Raw genomic sequence first — 19,326 nt, 5'->3', positions numbered from 1 at the left:
TATCTCTAATCAGATAGGCCTTATCAACTAGAGACCTTATGGCTCCAGCTTCTGCGGCGTTTCCTGCCCCATGCAACGCACGGCTTTTTTCTTGCTGTCGACCAGTACGCCCGTCAGGCCTTTCTGTTCCATGTCGAACAGCACCAGCACGCCATCGATGCACTGCGCCACTTGCGCGGCCGGTTCCAGGGAGACCTTGTAGTCTTCGCCCGGCACGGTCTTGAGCATGGTGAATTCGTTGAGCAGCAACGCGTCCTCCGGTTTGGCGAAGTGCAGGTAGCCGTACCACCACAGGGCACCGACGGTGCCGAGGATGCTGCAGATACCGGTGATGATCAGCGGGATGGCGTTACGTTCTTCACTCATTGCGGACTCTCTGGTGGTTCATCTTCAGAATTCGGGGGTGCCGGGTAATTGGGGATTTCACCCAAGCGGCGCAGGCCGTTGAAATGCTGCGGGTCATCCAGATAGCGCAGCATGACTGTGCGCCAGACCGGGTCGGCGAACGTCTGCACATGACCGCCACGGGTCAGTTGCAGCACCCGCGGCGGCGGCGCAGCTTGATACAGTCGGATGCCGTTGGAAAGAGGCACGATCGGATCGTCGATGCTGTGGTAGAGCAGTTTCGGTACGTCCTTGAGCTGCGCCATGGAGTTGATCGCGCTGTCGCCATCCGGCACCAGCCATGACAGCGGCACCTGGAACGTCCAGAACACCCATGAATGGCTCAACGCATACTGACCGACGCTGCGGTAACTGGCGGGTACGCCATCGAGCACGATGGCCTTGAGTTGTTTCTGTCGTTGCGGGTGCCGGGCCAGGTAATGCACGGCCATCGAGCCACCGAGGCTCTGGCCGAGCAGGATCAGCGGCTTGCCTTGAACCTCTGGCGCCTTGTCCAGCCAGGCGAACGCCGCATCGATGTCCTGATAGATTGCCGGCAGGCTGGGTTCGCCTTCGGACAGGCCATAACCGCGATAATCAACAAGCAACACCTGGTAACCATTTTCCGGCAACCAAAAGCTGCCGCCGAGGTGCATGGGCAGGTTGCCGCCGTTGCCGTGCAGGTGCAGCACCGTGCCCTTGACCTCGACGCCCTGCTTCGCCGGCAGCCACCAGGCGTTCAGCTTGAGGCCGTCGGCAGTGATCAGGGTGACGGTGCGGTATTCGAGCCCGGCCTTGTCCGGGGTGAACATCTGGCCGGGTTCGGGGTAGAACAGCAGCGAACTGCAACCGTTCAAGGCCAGGAGAAGGCAGACGATGCCGAGGATTCTCATCCGTTGAAACCTCGCAGTGTGGAGTTGAAACACGGAGCAAATGTGGGAGCGAGCCTGCTCGCGAATGCGGTCTGACATTCAACACTTCTATTATCTGACACACCGCTTTCGCGAGCAGGCTCGCTCCCACAGGTGACCTCATCGGGCTTACAAAATGTTGGAGTAATCCGCCTCGATCCGGTCCAGGCTCAGGTGGTTGAGGAAGTTGGAGAAGCACATCCACGCCGACAACGCGTTCATGTCGCGGAACTGTTCCGGCAGGTACTTGGGCGGCACCACCAGGCCTTCATCCACCAGCTGGCGCAAGGTGCGCATGTCTTCCAGGGTGGTCTTGCCGCAGAACAACAGCGGTATCTGCTCCAGCTTGCCTTTGCGCACGGCCAGTTGAATGTAGTTGTAAATCATGATGAAGCCCTTGAGGTAGGACAAGTCTTTGGTAAATGGCAGACCTGTCGGCACCGAGCCGCGGAACACGCGACTGGCGTTGCTGTAGCTCTCGGGCATTTCGAAACCCTGCTCGCGGAAGAACTCGAACACCTGCAGGAAGTCCGCGCCCTCCTCCACCATGTGAATGGCGCGGGTGCGGTTGGTGAGTTTGCGCAGGCGGCTCGGGTACGAGGCGAAGGTGATGATTTCCATCAGGATCGCCAGGCCTTCCTGGGTCACCGTCGACGAGGGCGGCCCCTTGGCCAGGAAGGTGCAGATCGGCTGGTTCAGGCCGTTGAGCGTGGTGCCGACGTGCACTAGCCCTTCGTGGACTTCCAGGGCGCGCACGTCGCGGTTGTTGAACATCGCGTCGGAGCGGATCTTGATGTAGTCGGCGCCGGCCGCCGCGTCGGCGACGATGCCGTCGGACTCGAACACCCGAATGGTCTCCTCGGCTTCGCCAAACACCTTGTTCAAGCGATGCTGCAACATGTCGACCGCATCCTTGGCCGTCAGCGTCTTCGGTTCATCTTTCAGATCGCCACGGCCGTCGATGTTGTTCAGGTATTCGGACAACATCATGCCCAGGTCAGACAGGGTCGGGTCGCCAGCGTGGAACGCGTCGGACGCGGCGCCGTACAACTCCTGGGAAATCAGGCCGAAATCCTCGGTGCCACGCGCTTCGAGCATGCGGATCACCATGCGGTATTCCTTGCACATTCGCCGCATGATCTGGCCGACCGGGTTGAACTGGCCGAGCTGGCGGGTGATGTCGCGCTCGATGTTCTGGAACTCCAGCTTCACTTTGCTGGAATCGAATGCCAACGGCCGGTTGAGGTAATAGTCGCGGTCCACCGCCGGCATTTCCTTGCCCTTGGCCTTGAGGAAGCCCTTGCGAATATTGTCGTCCCATTTGACCGCATCGAGTACGCGGATCGGCGTCTGTGCCAGCACGATGCGATCGGACAAAATGCGTATCGACTGTTGGTAATCGTCCACGCGAAACTCCTGTAGAAACCCGTTGTTGCCGGTTATTTGGCTTTGGCCTGACGCTGATAGCGGACCGCTTCGACGAACACATCGGAATTGGCCGGGTCGTCGAGGTAGGCGGCAACCTGATCCACGTTGCTGTCGATCAATACGCCGTCGCCGTCATTGGTCTGGAAGCTTTCGCCACTCAGGGCTTTCTGCTTGATGGCTTGATTGATTTGTTCGAGGTCGAGGTTGTACACCACAAGCTCATGTTTGTCGGTCAGTTCAAACCCGCCAAGGGTGAAATGCCCGCCGAATTGCGCCGGCACCTTCGCCGACAGGTACCAGCGGTTGCCATGGCGCGTCACCGTGAAGGGATAGGCCTCCCGTTCCCTGGGCCTGGCCCGGTAATAGCTGACGGCCTGATAGCGGTTGTCACCGATGCGGGTCAGCTCGAGGTTGAGCGCCTCGCCCCAGGCATTGGTGCTGGTCCACTTGCCGAGCAATCCTTTGGGCGCGGCCTGGCTTGCAGGCAGCGGTTCCTTGAAGGTCACCAGACAGCCACTGAGCAGCAGGAACGACAAGGCGATCACAACGACACGCCAGGCTTTCATTCAATACTCCCTATGAACATACGTCGCCCTGAAGTGGATACCTTCCCCTGTGGGAGCGAGCTTGCTCCCACAGGGTGAAGCACCAGCCCGGCTTACACCGACGCCAGCACCAGGTGCATATAGCGCGTCAGGATGCCGAGCATTTCCTCTTCGGCGGCCGGCTCGTCTACGTTGAGCAGCCCCTGATATTCCATCCGGCCGATAATCGCCGTCAACACCTTGGCATCCTGATGCGGCTCGCGCGAGCCCAGCACCTGGAACAGCTGGCAAGAGCCCTGCAACAGGATCTGCTGATGCGAGCGCACCAGCTCGGCCAGGCGCGGGTTGAGCAATGCTTCCTGGCGAAACGCCTGCTCAGCCATCAAATGTTCACGGCGATTGACCAGTTGCCGGTGAACGTAATCGGTCATCAGCCGGGCAATGTCGTCCGCCAGTTTCGAACGCGCCTGCGGGCTGCCATCGCCACTGGCGATCATGTCGCGCAGCAGGCCTTCGTTGTTCACCCACAGCTTGCCCATGTACGCCGCACTGCGTTCCACGTATTGGGCGAAGGTATCGGTGAGCAGGTCATCGATATCCTTGAAATAGTAAGTGGTCGCCGACAACGGCACTTGCGCCTCGGCGGCCACCGCACGGTGCCGTACGGCGCGCACGCCATCGCGCACGACAATGCGCATGGCGGCGTCGAGAATGTCCTGTCGACGCTGCTCGCTGCCCTGTCGGCTGGCCTTGCGGCCCTGGTACTGAACACTTTCAGCGACCGCAGTGGCGACACCCGCTGCACCTTCTTGAGCCATTGCACGAATCACGACAGGTATTTCCTCTCAGATGAAAGTAACAAGTTGATACGTTTGTACCAGACAGGCAATAAAAAACCGCCTGAAAAGGCGGTTTTTTAATTGAAACACTTACGCTTGCGGCCGCATGTGCGGGAACAGGATCACGTCGCGGATCGACGGTGAATTGGTCAGCAGCATCACCAGGCGGTCGATACCGATGCCTTCACCCGCCGTTGGCGGCATGCCGTACTCCAGCGCACGCACGAAGTCGGCGTCGTAGTGCATGGCTTCGTCGTCGCCGGCGTCCTTGTCGGCCACCTGGGCCATGAAACGCTCGGCCTGGTCTTCCGCGTCGTTCAACTCGGAGTAGGCGTTGGCGATTTCACGACCACCGATGAACAGCTCGAAACGGTCGGTGACGTTCGGGTTCTCGTCGTTGCGACGGGCCAGCGGCGACACTTCGAACGGGTACTGGGTAATGAAGTGCGGCTGCTCCAGCTTGTGCTCGACCAGTTCTTCGAAAATCATCACCTGCAATTTGCCCAGGCCTTCGAAGCCCAGCACCTTGGCGCCGGCTTTCTTGGCGATGGCACGGGCCTTGTCGATGTCGTTCAGGTCGTCAGCGGTCAACTCGGGGTTGTACTTGAGGATCGAGTCGAACACCGACAGACGCACGAACGGCTCGCCGAAGTGGAACACCTTGTCGCCGTACGGCACGTCGGTGCTGCCCAGGACCAGCTGAGCCAGTTCGCGGAACAGTTCTTCGGTCAGGTCCATGTTGTCTTCGTAGTCGGCGTAGGCCTGGTAGAACTCCAACATGGTGAATTCAGGGTTGTGACGAGTCGAAACGCCTTCGTTTCGGAAGTTGCGGTTGATCTCGAACACTTTCTCGAAGCCACCAACAACCAGGCGCTTGAGGTACAGCTCCGGCGCGATACGCAGGAACATGCCCATGTCCAGCGCGTTGTGGTGAGTCTCGAACGGCTTGGCTGCCGCGCCGCCAGGAATGGTCTGCAGCATCGGCGTTTCCACTTCCAGGAAGTCACGCTGCATCAGGAAGCTGCGGATGTGGGCGATGACTTGCGAACGCACGCGGAACGTCTGGCGCACGTCTTCGTTGACGATCAGGTCAACGTAGCGCTGGCGGTAGCGCTGTTCGGTGTCGGTCAGGCCGTGGTGCTTGTCCGGCAGCGGGCGCAGGGATTTGGTCAGCAGGCGCACGTTGGTCATTTCAACGTACAGGTCGCCCTTGCCGGAACGGGCCAGGGTGCCTTCGGCGGCAATGATGTCGCCCATGTCCCAGGTTTTCACCGCGGCCAGGGTTTCTTCGGACAGGGTCTTGCGGTTGACGTAGACCTGGATGCGACCGGTCATGTCCTGGATCACCATGAACGAGCCACGGTTGAGCATGATACGACCGGCAACCTTGACCGGGATCGCAGCCTCTGCCAGCTCTTCCTTGGTCTTGTCCGCGTACTGTTTCTGCAGTTGCTCGCAGTAGTTTTCGCGGCGGAAGTCATTCGGGAAGGCATTGCCCTTGGCGCGCTCGGCAGCAAGCTTTTCCTTGCGCAGGGCGATCAGGGAGTTTTCTTCCTGTTGCAGGGCTTGCGGATCGAGTTCTTGGTCGCTCATGTCTTTAAATATTCCATCTGGTTGTTGTCCCCGGCCTGCGGCCGGGGATCGCCGGCAAGCCGGCTCCTACAGGGGATCGCGGTATTACAGCCCGGACTTCAGGCTGGCTTCCAGGTATTCGTCGATGTCGCCATCGAGCACCTTGTCGCAGTCGCTGCGTTCGATGTTGGTGCGCAGATCCTTGATCCGCGAGGCATCGAGCACGTACGAACGGATCTGGTGACCCCAGCCGATATCGGACTTGGTGTCTTCCAGCGCCTGGGACGCCGCGTTGCGCTTCTGCATTTCCTGCTCGTACAACTTGGCCCGCAGCATTTTCATGGCGGTGTCCTTGTTGGCGTGCTGGGAACGTTCGTTCTGGCAGCTGACCACGGTGTTGGTCGGTACGTGGGTGATACGTACGGCCGAGTCGGTGGTGTTTACGTGCTGACCACCGGCACCGGAGGAACGATAGGTGTCGATCCGCAGGTCTGCCGGGTTGATTTCGATTTCCACCTTGTCATCGATCTCTGGCGAGACGAAAACTGCAGAGAACGAGGTGTGGCGACGGTTGCCGGAGTCGAACGGGCTCTTGCGCACCAGGCGGTGCACGCCGATCTCGGTGCGCAACCAGCCAAAGGCGTATTCGCCCTTGATGTGCACGGTCGCGCCCTTGATCCCGGCGACTTCACCGGCGGACAGTTCCATGATGGTCGCGTCGAAGCCGCGCTTGTCGGCCCAGCGCAGGTACATGCGCAGCAGGATGTTGGCCCAGTCCTGGGCTTCGGTGCCGCCGGAACCGGCCTGGATGTCCAGGTAGGCGTTGTTCGGGTCCATTTCGTGGCTGAACATGCGGCGGAATTCCAGCTTGGCCAGATTTTCCTCGAGACGGGCCAGCTCGGCGACGACATCGCCCACTGCGCCTTCGTCGTTTTCTTCGACGGCCATGTCCAGCAGGTCGCGGCAATCGGCCAGACCGGTGTTCAGCTCGTCGAGGGTTTCGACGATCTGCGCCAGCGCAGAGCGCTCGCGGCCCAGCTCCTGGGCGTATTCAGGTTTGTTCCAGACACTCGGATCTTCAAGCTCGCGATTGACTTCGGTCAGACGCTCATGCTTTTGATCGTAGTCAAAGATACCCCCGAATAGTTTCGGAGCGCTCGGACAGGTCCTTGATGGTGTTCAGGATCGGGTTGATTTCCATGACGGGCAGCACTCGTTGGCGAACTTTTGAAAGCCGGCGAGTATACCGGGAAACGGCCGGCAACGGCAGTCCGCTTGGCTGAAAAGGCAGGTTTAGCGGCGATCCCTGCAACGACGCAGAACCCTGTGGGAGCCGGCGGTGCGGCGATCCGACTTGCCCGCGATGACGGTATGTCAGCCGAAGAAAGTTTCGACCGTCAGGCCCTCATCGCGGGCAAGCCCGCTCCCACAGGTACTATGTCGCCCGGTAGAAATTGCAGATCACTCCACCCCCACCTGATTACGCCCATTGTTCTTCGCCGAATACAGCCCCTTGTCCGCCGCCGAGATCAGCTCTCGGCAATTACTGCCGGCTTTCGGGGTGATGGTCGACAGGCCGATGCTGATGGTCAGGCTCGACCCTTCGCTTGGCGAATTGTGCGGGATCTTCAGCGCTGCCACGGTCTGGCGCAGCTTTTCCGCCACCAGCCGCGCGCCGCCCGGTGAGGTGTTGGGCAGCACCAGGGCGAATTCTTCGCCGCCGTAGCGGGCCGGCAGGTCCGAAGGTCGGGCGCTGGCGTCCTTGATCGCCGCGGCGACCTTGCGCAGGGCTTCGTCGCCCTCCAGGTGGCCGAAGCTGTCGTTGTAGGCCTTGAAATAGTCCACGTCGATCATCAGCAACGACAACTGGCTTTGTTCACGCACCGAACGGCGCCACTCCAGCTCCATGTATTCATCAAAGTGCCGGCGGTTCGACAGGCCGGTCAGGCCATCGGAGTTCATCAGGCGTTGCAACACCAGGTTGGTGTCGAGCAGTTGCTGCTGGCTGACCCGCAATGCGCGATAGGCCGCGTCCCGCTGCAGCAGGGTCATGTAGGAGCGCGAGTGATAGCGGATGCGCGCGACCAGTTCGATGTTGTCCGGCAGCTTGACCAGGTAATCGTTGGCCCCGGCCGCGAAGGCCGCGCTCTTGATCAGCGGGTCTTCCTTGGTCGACAGGACGATGATCGGGATGTCCTTGGTCGCCGGGTGATTGCGGTACTCGCGCACCAGGCTCAGGCCGTCGAGGCCGGGCATGACCAGATCCTGCAGGATCACCGTCGGCTTGATGCGCACCGCGTGGGCGATGGCCTGGTGCGGGTCGGCGCAGAAGTGGAAGTCGATATTCTCTTCGTTCGCCAGACCCCGGCGCACGGCTTCGCCGATCATGGCCTGGTCGTCCACCAGCAACACCATGGCGGCGTTTTCGTCGGTCTTGAAGTCGTCCAGCTGTAATTCATTCATGTGCGGTCACCTGAGTACTGCCTGGGCCAGGATTGCGGGAAAAGGTGCTCATTTAGCGAAAATCTCCAGCAATCGTGGCGCTATCTTGTCCAGCGGGCGAATCTCCACGGCAGCGTCGATGGCCGCTGCCGCCTTCGGCATGCCGTACACCGCACTGCTGCCCTGGTCTTGTGCGATGGTCAGGTAACCCTGTTGGCGCATGAGTTTAAGCCCCTGGGCGCCATCACGCCCCATGCCGGTGAGCAAAACCCCCACGGCATCACCGTTCCAGTGACTGGCCACGCTCTCGAAGAACACATCGATGGAGGGCCGGTAGATCTCGTTGACCGGTTCGGCGGTGTAGGCCAGCGTGCCGTTTTTCAGCAAGCGAATATGGTGGTTGGTGCCGGCCAGCAACACCGTGCCGCCTTGCGGCGTCTCGCCTTCCTGGGCCAGGCGCACCCTGAGACCGCTGGCGCTGCCGAGCCATTCGGCCATGCCGGCGGCAAACACCTGGTCAACGTGCTGCACCAGCACGATGGCCGGCGAGAAATCACGCGGCAGTCCCTTGAGCAAGACTTCCAGCGCCGCCGGCCCGCCGGCCGATGAGCCAATGGCGATCAGGCTCTGGCGTGAACCCGAATGGCGCAATGGTGCCGGCGCCGAGCGCAGGCGGTTGCCCTTGTCGCCGATCAGCCAGCCGATGTTCATGATCTTGCGCAACAACGGCGCAGCCGCTTCCTGGGCGTTGCCGGCGCCGACGGTCGGGGTGTCGACCACGTCCAGCGCACCGTGACCCATGGCCTCGAACACCCGGTGCACGTTCTGCTGGCGATCCACGGTGACGATGACGATGGCACACGGCGTCTCGGCCATGATCCGCCGCGTGGCTTCGACGCCATCCATCACCGGCATGATCAGGTCCATCAGGATCAGGTCCGGCGTGTCCTGCGCACAATGGCGGACCGCTTCGGCGCCATTGCCGGCGACCCAGACCACCTCGTGCGTCGGCTCGAATGCCAGGGCGCGGCGCAGGGCCTCCACCGCCATGGGCATGTCGTTGACGATAGCAATCCTCATGCCCGCGCTCCTCCGATGAGCTCGACCACTGCATCGAGCAAGGCGTCGTCATGAAAACTGGCCTTGGCTAGATAATAGTCGGCCCCGGCATCCAGTCCACGGCGCCGGTCCTCTTCACGATCCTTGTAGGACACCACCATCACCGGCAGCGATTGCAGGCGATTGTCGCGACGCAGCAGCGTGACCAGTTCGATGCCGTCCATGCGTGGCATATCTATGTCGGTGATCAACAGATCGAAATCCTCCGAACGCAGCGCGTTCCAGCCGTCCATGCCATCTACCGCAACCGCCACGTCGTAGCCGCGATTGAGCAACAGCTTGCGTTGCAACTCTCGCACGGTCAGGGAATCGTCCACCACCAGAATTCGTTTGCGGGCCGCCTCGACCACCTGATTGCTGTGACGGGCTATGCGCTCCAGGCGCCCGGTGTTGAGGAGTTTTTCCACCGACCGCAGCATGTCTTCGACATCGACGATCAGCACCACCGAACCGTCGTCGAGCAAGGCCCCGGCGGAGATGTCCTGCACCTTGCCCAGACGCTCATCCAGCGGCAGCACCACCAGCGTGCGCTCACCGATAAAGCGCTCCACCGCCACCCCGTAGATCGCATCGCGCTCGCGAATCACCACGACCTTCAGGGTTTGCCCGCTGTCCTGGCTGGCCGGGCGGTGCAGCAACTGGCTGGCCGCCACCAGACCGACATGCCGGCCTTCGTGCCAGAAGTGCTGGCGACCTTCGACCTGGACGATATCCGCCGGCTCCAGATCACACATGCGCTCGATGTGCGCCAGCGGGAAGGCATAGGCTTCGTCGCCGACTTCCACGACCAGGCTGCGCACCACCGACAGGGTCAGCGGCACTTCGAGGTGGAAGCGACTGCCCTCGCCCGCCGTTTGCTCCAGCACCACCGCGCCGCGCAACTGCCGGACCATGTGCTGCACCGCATCCAGGCCGACGCCCCGACCGGACACCTCGGTGACCGTGTCGCGCAGACTGAAACCGGGCAGGAACAGGAACGTCAGCAGCTCTTCTTCGCTCAACTGCGCGGCGGTTTGCGCGGGCGACAAACTGCGCTCGACGATGCTGCGACGGACCTTCTCCAGGTCGACGCCGTTACCGTCATCGCTCAACTCGAGTACCAGCAGGCCGGCTTGATGAGACGCGCGCAGGCGGATCAGACCTTCCGCCGGCTTGCCCGCCAGCAGGCGCTGCTCCGGGGTTTCGATGCCGTGGTCGACCGCGTTGCGCAACAGATGCGTCAGCGGCGCTTCGAGCTTTTCCAGGACGTCGCGGTCGACCTGAGTCTTCTCGCCGTCGATTTCCAGGCGCACCTGTTTGCCCAGGTCGCGCCCCAGATCCCGGACCATGCGCACCTGCCCGGTCAGCACATCGGCAAACGGCCGCATGCGGCAAGCCAGCGCCGTGTCGTACAACACCTGCGCCCGCTGGCTGGCCTGCCAGGCGAATTCATCGAGCTCGGCGTTCTTTTCCATGAGCAACTGCTGGGACTGCGCGAGCAAGCGCCGCGCATCCTCAAGGGCTTCCCGGGCCTCCAGGCTCAAGGCGTGATCCTTGAGATGCACGTTGAGATTCTCCAGCGCCCGCAGGCTGTTGCTCTGCATGCGCTTGAGGCGCTGCATGGTCGCCAGGTGCGGTTTGAGCCGCTGGGTTTCCACCAGGGATTTGCTCGACAGGTCGAGCAGGCTGTTCAGGCGCTCGGCGGTGACCCGCAGCACACGTTCACCGTTTTCGGTGGTGCGCTTGGTCTTGCGCGGGGCGGGTTCCGGTGGCGGTTCGACCACGGGCGCGGGTGCTTCGAGTTGCAACTCGGCCATCACCGGTGCTGCAGGCGCAGCCAGCGGCGCCGTCGGATCCAGCAAGTGTGCCATCAACGCCACGTAGGCCTCGATGTCCGTGGCTTGCGGACTGTTGCCCGGCGTGGCGATGCGCATCAGCAAATCGGTGCCTTGCAGCAACGCATCGATGTGCCCGGGGCGCAGCAACAGGCGCCCTTCCTGGGCACTGACCAGGCAATCTTCCATCACATGGGCAACGCTGACCCCGGCATCGACGCCAACGATCCGCGCCGCGCCCTTGAGCGAGTGCGCGGCACGCATGCACGATTCAAGCTGGTCCGACTGGGTCGGGTCGCGCTCTAGCGCCAGCAGGCCGGCGCTCAAGACCTGGGTCTGGGCTTCGGCCTCGAGGCTGAACAGCTCCAGCAAAGAGGCGTCGCGCATTTGCTCGGGGGTCATGTGAGGCTCCGGGTCACGGCGGACAGCAGCTGTTCTTCATCCAGCCAACGCAGGCTGCGACCTTTGAATTGCAACACGCCACGGGTGTATTTGGCGCTGGCCTGAGCCCCCGAGCGCGATGCGCTGTCGAGGATATGCTCGTCGATGGCGTGAATCCCGTCGACCTCGTCCACCGGCACTACCACCGGCCCGCCGTGGGCCGCGATGATCAGCATGCGCGGCATGACCCGCGCGCCCGATACCGGATTGCCGGTGGCGTCGAGCCCGAGCAGTTCCACCAGCGACAGACAGGCGACCAGCGCACCGCGCACATTCGCCACGCCGAGCAAGGCGCGCGAACGTTGATGCGGCAAGGAATGAATCGCTTGCAGCGGCGCCACCTCGACCAGACTGCGGGTCGCGAGGCCCAGCCATTCTTCACCCAGACGGAACATCAACAACGAGCGGGTTTTCACCTCGCTTTCGACCGCGACGGACACCGACCCGCGATCCTCCTGCTGCAACGCATAGCGGTCGAGCAGGCGTGTGGCGGCCGCCGAGTACACCGCACAATTGCGGCAATGGATATGTTCGGCCAGCAAGGGGCAGGACTTGTCGCCGTGGATACCGATGCGGTTCCAGCAGTCGTCGATGGCCTGGGCATCCCGGGTAACGCTGAAGGTGTCGGAGGCGATCATCGTTTACGCTCACTGTCGGCGGCGCGCTCGCTGCGGGCGGCACGCTCCTGCAATCGTCTGGCTCCCGCCGCGTCGCCCTGGGCCTGCAGCAGTGCGGCCAGGTGCATCAACGCGTCGGGATGTTGCGGTTCGAGGTACAACGCCTTGCGATAAAAGCCCTGGGCCTCCAGGACATTGCCGGCGACATCGCTGAGCAGCCCCAGCCAATAGAACACCTGGGCTACCGGTTCATGACTGCGCAAATAGCTTTCACAAGCGGCCCGCGCCTCGGCGCTTTTGCCTGCGTTGGCCAGCGCGGCGATGTTCGCCAGCAGCACGGTCGTATCGCTGCCGGGCGTTTTCGGCGCAGAAGGCTGCGGCACCACACTGGCGAAGGGACGGCTGCGCACCGGCGCAGGCGCTGGCTTGCGTAACGGTTGCGGCACCGGCAAGGGCGCTGGAACGAATGCCGGCAAGGGCTCAGGGTCTGGAGTCGCCTGTCGACTGAAGGCGAAAGACTGCGCGATACCGATCGAACGCATCCCCAATCGTCCGAGCAGGCTGCCTTCGGCTGGGCCGATAAACAGCACCCCGTCAACGTGGGTCAGGCGCTTGAGCACCTCGAAAACCTGCTTCTGGGTCGGCTGGTCGAAATAGATCAGCAGGTTGCGACAAAACACGAAATCGAATGGCGGTTCACCGGCCAGCAAGCCCGGGTCCAGCAGATTGGCGACTTGCAAGCGCACCTGTTCCTGCACGCGCGGGTCCAGGCGATAGCCATCGCCCACGGCCGTGAAGTGACGGTCGCGATACGCAATGTCGTCGCCCCGAAAGGAATTCTTGCCGTACAAGGCGCGCCTGGCTTTATCCACCGACAACGGGCTGACGTCCATGCCGTCGACCTTGAACTGGTGCGGCTTGAGCCCCGCATCGAGCAACGCCATGGCGATCGAGTAGGGTTCTTCTCCCGTGGAGCACGGCAGACTGAGAGTCCGCAGGGCGCGCAGGTTGTTGATTTCGCTCAGGCGCTTGCTCGCCAGTTTCGCCAGGGTGGCGAAGGACTCCGGATAGCGGAAGAACCAGGTTTCCGGAACGATCACCGCTTCGATCAATGCCTGCTGCTCGTCCCGCGAGCCCTGCAAGGTGCGCCAATATTCATCGGCCGACACGGCTTGCGCAACGATGCTGCGCTGGCGCACCGCTCGCTCGATGATCGCAGGTCCCACCGAGGTCACGTCGAGCCCGATGGTTTCCTTGAGGAAGTCGAAAAAACGCTGGTCACTGGTCATGACCGCGCCTCCAGCAGCGCCGGGTCCATGGGCGGCGAAGGAAACAACAAGGCGCGCACCTGATCGTTCAGCAGATCGCGGACCCGGACCCATTGCAACAGACCCTGCTCATCCTTGCGCACCGGCCCCAGGTAAGGGCTCTGGCGATTGTCCAGGCCGTAGGGCTGAAAGTCCGCCGGATCGCAGCGCAGGGTATCGGTCGCCTGTTCCAGGATCAGCCCGAGCAGTCGGGCTTCGCCGGTTTCATCCGGGCAATAGTTGACCAGCACCAGCCGGGTGCTGGTACGAGCCTGTGCAGGCGTTCCAAACGTCAGCGCACTCAAGTCGATCACCGGCACCACGGTGCCGCGATAGGCGAACACCCCGGCGACCCAGGCGGGGGCATGGGCAATCGGCTTCAAGGGCAGGCGCGGCAGCACTTCCGCCACTTCGACAGCCTTCAAGGCATAGCGCTCGTTGCCGATGCGAAACACCAGGAACAATGCATGCGGCGCCTGCTTCACGGCAGCGCGTTTGGCCGTGATTTCGCTCATCAGACTTTGAATCGCGAAACGCCGCTGCGCAGCCCGACGGCCACCTGGCTCAGCTCATCGATGGCGAAACTGGCCTGGCGCAGGGACTCGACCGTCTGGCTGCTGGCATCACCCAACTGCACCAGCGCATGGTTGATCTGCTCGGCCCCCGTGGCCTGGGCCTGCATGCCTTCGTTGACCATCAGCACCCGTGGCGCCAGCGCCTGGACCTGATGAATGATCTGCGACAACTGCTCGCCGACCTGCTGCACCTCGGACATGCCGCGACGCACTTCTTCGGAGAACTTGTCCATGCCCATGACCCCGGCCGACACCGCCGACTGGATCTCGCGCACCATTTGCTCGATGTCGTAGGTGGCCACCGCCGTCTGGTCCGCCAGGCGCCGCACTTCGGTGGCGACCACGGCAAAACCGCGCCCGTACTCGCCGGCCTTCTCGGCCTCGATGGCAGCGTTGAGCGACAGCAGGTTGGTCTGGTCGGCGACCTTGACGATGGTCACCACCACCTGATTGATGTTGCCGGCCTTCTCGTTGAGGATCGCCAGCTTGGCGTTGACCAGGTCGGCCGCGCCCATCACCGAGTGCATGGTTTCTTCCATGCGTGCCAGGCCCTGTTGCCCGGAACCGGCGGCCACGGAAGCCTGGTCGGCGGCGGTGGAGACCTCGGTCATGGTGCGCACCAGATCCCGGGAAGTGGCGGCGATCTCACGGGAGGTCGCGCCGATTTCGGTGGTGGTGGCGGCGGTTTCCGTGGCGGTGGCTTGCTGCTGCTTGGACGTCGCGGCGATCTCGGTCACCGACGTGGTCACCTGCACCGACGAGCGCTGAGCCTGGGATACCAGGGAAGTGAGCTCGGTCATCATGTCGTTGAAGCCGGTTTCCACCGCACCGAACTCGTCCTTGCGCTCCAGGTTCAGACGGCTGCTGAGGTCACCGGTGCGCATGATTTCGAGAATCTTCACGATGCGGTTCATCGGCGCCATGATGGCGCGCATCAGCAGCAGACCGCAGAGGCCGGCGGCCAGCACCGCCACCAGCAGGGAAATGCCCATGATGGTTTTGGCGGTGACTACCGCATCGTCGATGGCTGCGATGTCCCTGTCTGCCACCGACTTGTTGTGACGTAAAATGTCATTGAGTTTCATGCGGCCCGCCGTCCAGGCCGGGGTCAGTTCGCCCTTGTACAGGTTGATGGCTTCGCTGTTCTGGTTGCGTTTATACAACTCGATCACCGCCGCCAGAATACGGTGGTAGTCCTCGCTGCGTTTTTCGAACTCAGCGTACTGGACCCGGTCCTCTTCGTCGGCAATCGTCCCTCGGTAGAGTTCCATCTGCTCTTGCAGCCGCGCGGCGTAAGCCTTGAAGTTTTCAGTATCCTCGGCACTGAAGCCCTGCCCTGCCTCCAGACCCAGCATGGCCTGAATGCGCAGGTAGCTGTCGGACCAGGCGCCCCGAATCATCGAGCTGTAATACAAGCCTGGCAGCGCATCTTCACGAACGCTGGCTTCACTGCTTTCGATCTTCAACAGGCGGGAATACGAGACGACCACCATCAGCAACATGATGGCGATAATTACCGCAAAGCTCGCCAAAATGCGTTGGCGCAACGTCCAGTTCTTCACAGTCAATCCTCGGGCCTGATTCGAAATGCGGGGAGTATAGCCGAGGGCGGTGTTTCATTTATAAGACGGATGCACGCCGCCGCTCATCCCGCGGACAAGCCGGTGGGCTCTGGATGGGGAATGTCCGCTAAAGGAGGGGATGAGTGCCAGTGGCGACTGGGTAGAAACGGGCGACGGATCGGCCATTGGGGATGGGGTGTGGCTGAAAACGCCATCGCGAGCAGGCTCGCTCCCACATTTGACTGCGTCGTGCGCAAATCCTGAGCCTGGCGAGGAACTCTGTAGGAGCTGGCTTGCCAGCGAAAGCGTCGTGTCAGACAACCGATTACTGACTGAATGACCGCCTTCGCTGGCAAGCCAGCGCCCACAATTACATCGAAGCCTGGCGCACCTGTTTCTCGAGCTCGGCCTTCAACCCCGGCTCCAGCTTGAGTTGCCGCGCCAGTTCATCCAGGTAGGACTTCTCCATGAAGTTCTCCTCGTCGACCATCATCACACTCGCGATGTACATCTCGGCGGCGGTCTCCGGCGTGCGCGCGGCACGGGCGACGTCGGCGGGGTCCAGCGGCTTGTTGAGTTCGGCGTGCAGCCAGTGTTGCAGCTCCTGGTCATTATCGAGCTTGATGAACTCGCCCTCGATCAGTGCGCGCTCACGTTCGTCGACATGTCCGTCAGCCTTGGCCGCGGCCACCAGCGCCCTGAGAATCGCCTGGCTGTGCTGCTCGACTTGCGCGGCAGGCAAGCGGTCGAGGGTTTGCGGTTCAGTTTCTGGCGCAGTGCCCTGCTGGGCCTGCCAGTTGCCGTAGGCCTTGTAGGCCAGCACGCCCAACGCGGCGAGTCCGCCGTAGACCGCGACCTTGCCCCCGACTTTACGGGCCTTTTTGCTGCCCAGCAGCAAGCCCATGGCGCCGGCCGCCAATGCCCCGCCGCTTGCGCCGGAGAGCAGACCACCGAGGGCACCGGAGCTGCCGCTCGTGCCTTTTTGCGAAGAGCTGCCAGCCTTGTTCTGCAACAGGTCCTGACCGGATTTGAGCAGTTGATCAAGCAATCCACGGGTGTTCATTTTTCGCCTCCACAGGACGTTTAACCTGAAATAAGGCCACCAGCCTAGTTGGAAAGTGCCCACGCCCCGTGCGCGAGAGTGCTTCCAGATGTTGCATCGAGACGCTATCTATCGAAAAAAAAGATATAGACTCTCGCTAATCGATAAAAACAGCCCACCGGGTACTTTCCCATGATGACCTTGCGTCAGATCCGCCATTTCATCGCCGTGGCCGAGACCGGTTCGATCTCCGCCGCCGCGCAGACCGCGTTCATTTCCCAGTCGACCCTGACCCTGGCGATCCAGCAACTGGAGGAAGAAATCGGCGTCAGCCTGTTCAGCCGCCACGCCAAAGGCATGACCCTGACCCACCAGGGCCATCAATTCCTGCGTCAGGCGCACCTGATCCTGGCCACCGTGGATAACGCCAAGCGCAGCCTGCAACAGAGCACCGACCAGGTGGCCGGGCAGTTGATCGTCGGCGTGACCAGCCTGGTGGCCGGGTATTACCTGGCGGACTTGCTCACCCGCTTCCAGCGCGCCTACCCCAACGTGGAAATCCGCGTGATGGAAGACGAGCGCCCGTACATCGAGCATTTGCTGGTCAGCGGCGAGATCGATGTCGGTGTGCTGATCCTCTCCAACCTCGAAGACCGCCACGCCTTGCAGACCGAAGTGCTGACTCACTCGCCGCACCGACTATGGCTGCCCGCCCAACACCCCTTGCTGGAGCACGACAGCATCAACCTCGCCGACGTGGCCCGCGAGCCGCTGATTCAGCTGAACGTCGATGAAATGGACCGCAACGCCCAGCGCATGTGGTCGGCAGCCTCCCTGCAACCGCGCATCACCCTGCGCACGGCCTCGACCGAAGCGGTGCGAAGCCTGGTGGCTGCCGGCCTCGGCGTGTCGATTCAGCCCGATATGACCTATCGCCCTTGGTCACTGGAGGGCGACATCATCGAAGCCCGACCGATTGCCGACCTCAGCCAGACCCTCGACGTCGGCCTGGCCTGGCGTCGCGGCACCGCGCGGCCGGCGCTGGTGGACCCGTTCCTCACGGTTGCACGCGAACAACCCCACGGCGGGCGCAAGCCATCTATTTAATCGAACGCCACCTTCAGTATTTAGTATTTGTTGTCCTCGGGTCCGCGCACTAGTCTTGTTACATCTATATAAGACGGCCGGGACCCCATCACTGGGAACACCATGGCCACACAAGAAAAGAGAACCCGAAAAATGGCTGGCGCGCAGACCCCGTTGTTCACCGCATTGTTGATTGATGGTGAATTAGTCGCCGGCCAAGGCTGTGTCGAGCCGATCCTCAACCCCGCCACCGGCGAAATCATCACGCAGATCGCCGAAGCCAGCACCGAGCAGGTCGAAGCCGCGATCCTTGCCGCCAACCGCGCCTTTGCCGGCTGGTCACGGACCACACCACAGCAGCGTTCCAACCTGTTGCTGGACATCGCCAACGCCATCGAAAAAAACGCCGACCTGCTGGCCCGCCTCGAATCCATGAACTGCGGCAAGCCGTTGCACCTGGCCCGTCAGGATGACCTGAGTGCCACGGTCGACGTATTCCGCTTCTTCGCCGGCGCCGTGCGTTGCCAGACCGGCCAGCTCAGTGGCGAATACCTGCCGGGCTACACCAGCATGGTCCGTCGCGATCCTATCGGAGTAGTCGCGTCGATTGCGCCGTGGAACTACCCGATCATGATGGCCGCGTGGAAAATCGCCCCGGCCCTCGCCGCCGGCAACACGCTGGTGTTCAAGCCGTCGGAACACACGCCGTTGTCGATCCTGGCCCTGGCCCCGGCACTTGCCGAAATCCTGCCACGGGGTGTGATCAACATCGTTTGCGGTGGCGGCGAAGGCGTCGGCAGCCATTTGGTCAGCCATCCAAAGATCCGCATGGTGTCGCTGACCGGCGACATCGTCACCGGTCAGAAAATCCTCCAGGCCGCAGCGAAAACCCTCAAGCGCACCCACCTCGAACTCGGCGGCAAGGCCCCGGTGATCGTCTGCAACGATGCCGACATCCAGGCGGTGGTCGAAGGCGTGCGCACTTACGGGTATTACAACGCCGGCCAGGATTGCACCGCCGCCTGCCGCATTTATGCCCAGGCCGGAATTCACGACCGTCTGGTGGCCGAACTCGGCGCGGCCGTCAGCAGCCTGCGCTTTGCCGGCAAACGCGACGCCGACAACGAAATCGGCCCGCTGATCAGCACCCGCCAGCGTGATCGCGTGGCCAGTTTTGTCGAACGCGCCCTCGGCCAGCCGCACATCGAGCGGGTCACCGGCGCGGCGGTGCATTCCGGTGCAGGCTTCTATTACCAGCCGACCCTGCTGGCCGGTTGCAAGCAAGGCGACGAGATCGTCCAGCGCGAAGTGTTCGGGCCGGTGGTCACCGTGACCCGTTTCGACGAACTGGCACAAGCGGTGGACTGGGCCAACGATTCGGAATACGGCCTGGCTTCGTCGGTCTGGACCCAGAACCTGGACAAGGCGATGCAGGTCGCGGCGCGCTTGCAGTACGGCTGCACCTGGATCAACAGCCACTTCATGCTGGTCAGCGAAATGCCCCATGGCGGCCTGAAGCGTTCGGGCTACGGCAAAGACCTGTCCAGCGACTCACTCCAGGACTACAGCGTGGTGCGGCACATCATGGCCCGCCATGGCGAGCATCTCTGACTACGCTAATAACAAGCCATCAACGGCATGC

At 62.3% G+C, this 19,326-nt stretch carries 17 protein-coding genes; 2 read left to right on the top strand and 15 right to left on the bottom strand.

The genetic code is table 11. The annotated features are described in order from the left end of the window. Nucleotides 1–36 precede the first annotated feature (36 nt). The 15 genes from AB4O16_RS22275 to AB4O16_RS22205 form a co-directional block, all read right to left on the bottom strand. Entirely contained in the window at nucleotides 37–366 is a 330-nt protein-coding gene (locus AB4O16_RS22275) for a hypothetical protein (RefSeq protein WP_223546606.1), read from the bottom strand. Then, complete coding sequence (locus tag AB4O16_RS22270; protein ID WP_160389894.1) at nucleotides 363–1,277, bottom strand: alpha/beta hydrolase; 915 nt, start codon at nucleotides 1,275–1,277, stop codon at nucleotides 363–365. Before AB4O16_RS22270 ends, AB4O16_RS22275 begins: the two co-directional genes overlap by 4 nt. A 147-nt stretch (nucleotides 1,278–1,424) precedes the next feature. Continuing rightward, nucleotides 1,425–2,702, bottom strand: coding sequence for a flavohemoglobin expression-modulating QEGLA motif protein (locus AB4O16_RS22265; RefSeq protein ID WP_160389893.1), 1,278 nt, complete (start codon nucleotides 2,700–2,702; stop codon nucleotides 1,425–1,427). A 32-nt stretch (nucleotides 2,703–2,734) separates the two neighbouring features. Continuing rightward, nucleotides 2,735–3,289: a hypothetical protein gene (locus AB4O16_RS22260; RefSeq protein WP_460155824.1), complete on the bottom strand. Its 555-nt coding sequence runs from the start codon at nucleotides 3,287–3,289 to the stop codon at nucleotides 2,735–2,737. 92 nt (nucleotides 3,290–3,381) lie between these two features. Beyond that, entirely contained in the window at nucleotides 3,382–4,098 is a 717-nt protein-coding gene (locus tag AB4O16_RS22255; RefSeq protein ID WP_204933136.1) for a TetR/AcrR family transcriptional regulator, read from the bottom strand. A gap of 99 nt (nucleotides 4,099–4,197) precedes the next feature. Then, entirely contained in the window at nucleotides 4,198–5,700 is a 1,503-nt protein-coding gene (gene lysS, locus AB4O16_RS22250) for a lysine--tRNA ligase (RefSeq protein WP_460155823.1), read from the bottom strand. A gap of 84 nt (nucleotides 5,701–5,784) precedes the next feature. Then, nucleotides 5,785–6,880 (bottom strand): peptide chain release factor 2 gene (gene prfB, locus AB4O16_RS22245; RefSeq protein WP_157295629.1). Its coding sequence is split into 2 segments (ribosomal slippage): nucleotides 5,785–6,807 and nucleotides 6,809–6,880, totalling 1,095 coding nucleotides; the frame shifts between segments, so codons are not numbered across the junction. 260 nt (nucleotides 6,881–7,140) lie between these two features. Then, nucleotides 7,141–8,142 carry a response regulator gene (locus tag AB4O16_RS22240; RefSeq protein WP_160389890.1) on the bottom strand — a complete coding sequence of 334 codons (1,002 nt, stop codon included), beginning with the start codon at nucleotides 8,140–8,142 and terminating at the stop codon, nucleotides 7,141–7,143. A gap of 48 nt (nucleotides 8,143–8,190) precedes the next feature. Next, nucleotides 8,191–9,201 carry a chemotaxis response regulator protein-glutamate methylesterase gene (gene cheB / locus AB4O16_RS22235; protein ID WP_160389889.1) on the bottom strand — a complete coding sequence of 337 codons (1,011 nt, stop codon included), beginning with the start codon at nucleotides 9,199–9,201 and terminating at the stop codon, nucleotides 8,191–8,193. After that, nucleotides 9,198–11,456 carry a hybrid sensor histidine kinase/response regulator gene (locus tag AB4O16_RS22230; RefSeq protein WP_160389888.1) on the bottom strand — a complete coding sequence of 753 codons (2,259 nt, stop codon included), beginning with the start codon at nucleotides 11,454–11,456 and terminating at the stop codon, nucleotides 9,198–9,200. Before AB4O16_RS22230 ends, cheB begins: the two co-directional genes overlap by 4 nt. After that, the gene (locus tag AB4O16_RS22225; RefSeq protein ID WP_160389887.1) at nucleotides 11,453–12,133 is read right to left on the bottom strand and encodes a chemotaxis protein CheW; all 681 of its coding nucleotides are present in this window, start codon (nucleotides 12,131–12,133) and stop codon (nucleotides 11,453–11,455) included. Before AB4O16_RS22225 ends, AB4O16_RS22230 begins: the two co-directional genes overlap by 4 nt. Next, nucleotides 12,130–13,401, bottom strand: coding sequence for a CheR family methyltransferase (locus AB4O16_RS22220; RefSeq protein WP_460155822.1), 1,272 nt, complete (start codon nucleotides 13,399–13,401; stop codon nucleotides 12,130–12,132). Before AB4O16_RS22220 ends, AB4O16_RS22225 begins: the two co-directional genes overlap by 4 nt. Beyond that, nucleotides 13,398–13,934 carry a chemotaxis protein CheW gene (locus tag AB4O16_RS22215; RefSeq protein WP_460155821.1) on the bottom strand — a complete coding sequence of 179 codons (537 nt, stop codon included), beginning with the start codon at nucleotides 13,932–13,934 and terminating at the stop codon, nucleotides 13,398–13,400. Before AB4O16_RS22215 ends, AB4O16_RS22220 begins: the two co-directional genes overlap by 4 nt. After that, nucleotides 13,934–15,556 (bottom strand): methyl-accepting chemotaxis protein, encoded by a 1,623-nt coding sequence (locus AB4O16_RS22210; RefSeq protein ID WP_160389884.1) that lies wholly within the window; start codon nucleotides 15,554–15,556, stop codon nucleotides 13,934–13,936. The genes AB4O16_RS22215 and AB4O16_RS22210 overlap by 1 nt, the downstream gene beginning before the upstream one ends. A 370-nt stretch (nucleotides 15,557–15,926) precedes the next feature. Then, on the bottom strand, nucleotides 15,927–16,619 hold the full coding sequence (locus AB4O16_RS22205) for a tellurite resistance TerB family protein (RefSeq protein WP_460155820.1): 693 nt from the start codon (nucleotides 16,617–16,619) through the stop codon (nucleotides 15,927–15,929). A gap of 171 nt (nucleotides 16,620–16,790) precedes the next feature. Between AB4O16_RS22205 and AB4O16_RS22200 the strand changes: the two genes are divergently transcribed. After that, complete coding sequence (locus tag AB4O16_RS22200) at nucleotides 16,791–17,705, top strand: LysR family transcriptional regulator (protein WP_007975056.1); 915 nt, start codon at nucleotides 16,791–16,793, stop codon at nucleotides 17,703–17,705. A 102-nt stretch (nucleotides 17,706–17,807) separates the two neighbouring features. Next, nucleotides 17,808–19,295, top strand: a complete 1,488-nt coding sequence (locus AB4O16_RS22195) for a gamma-aminobutyraldehyde dehydrogenase (protein WP_460155819.1) — start codon at nucleotides 17,808–17,810, stop codon at nucleotides 19,293–19,295. Nucleotides 19,296–19,326 lie beyond the last annotated feature (31 nt).

It is taken from the genome of Pseudomonas sp. S2_H10 (assembly GCF_054668285.1).
This window is presented reverse-complemented; position numbering and strand designations above follow the sequence as displayed.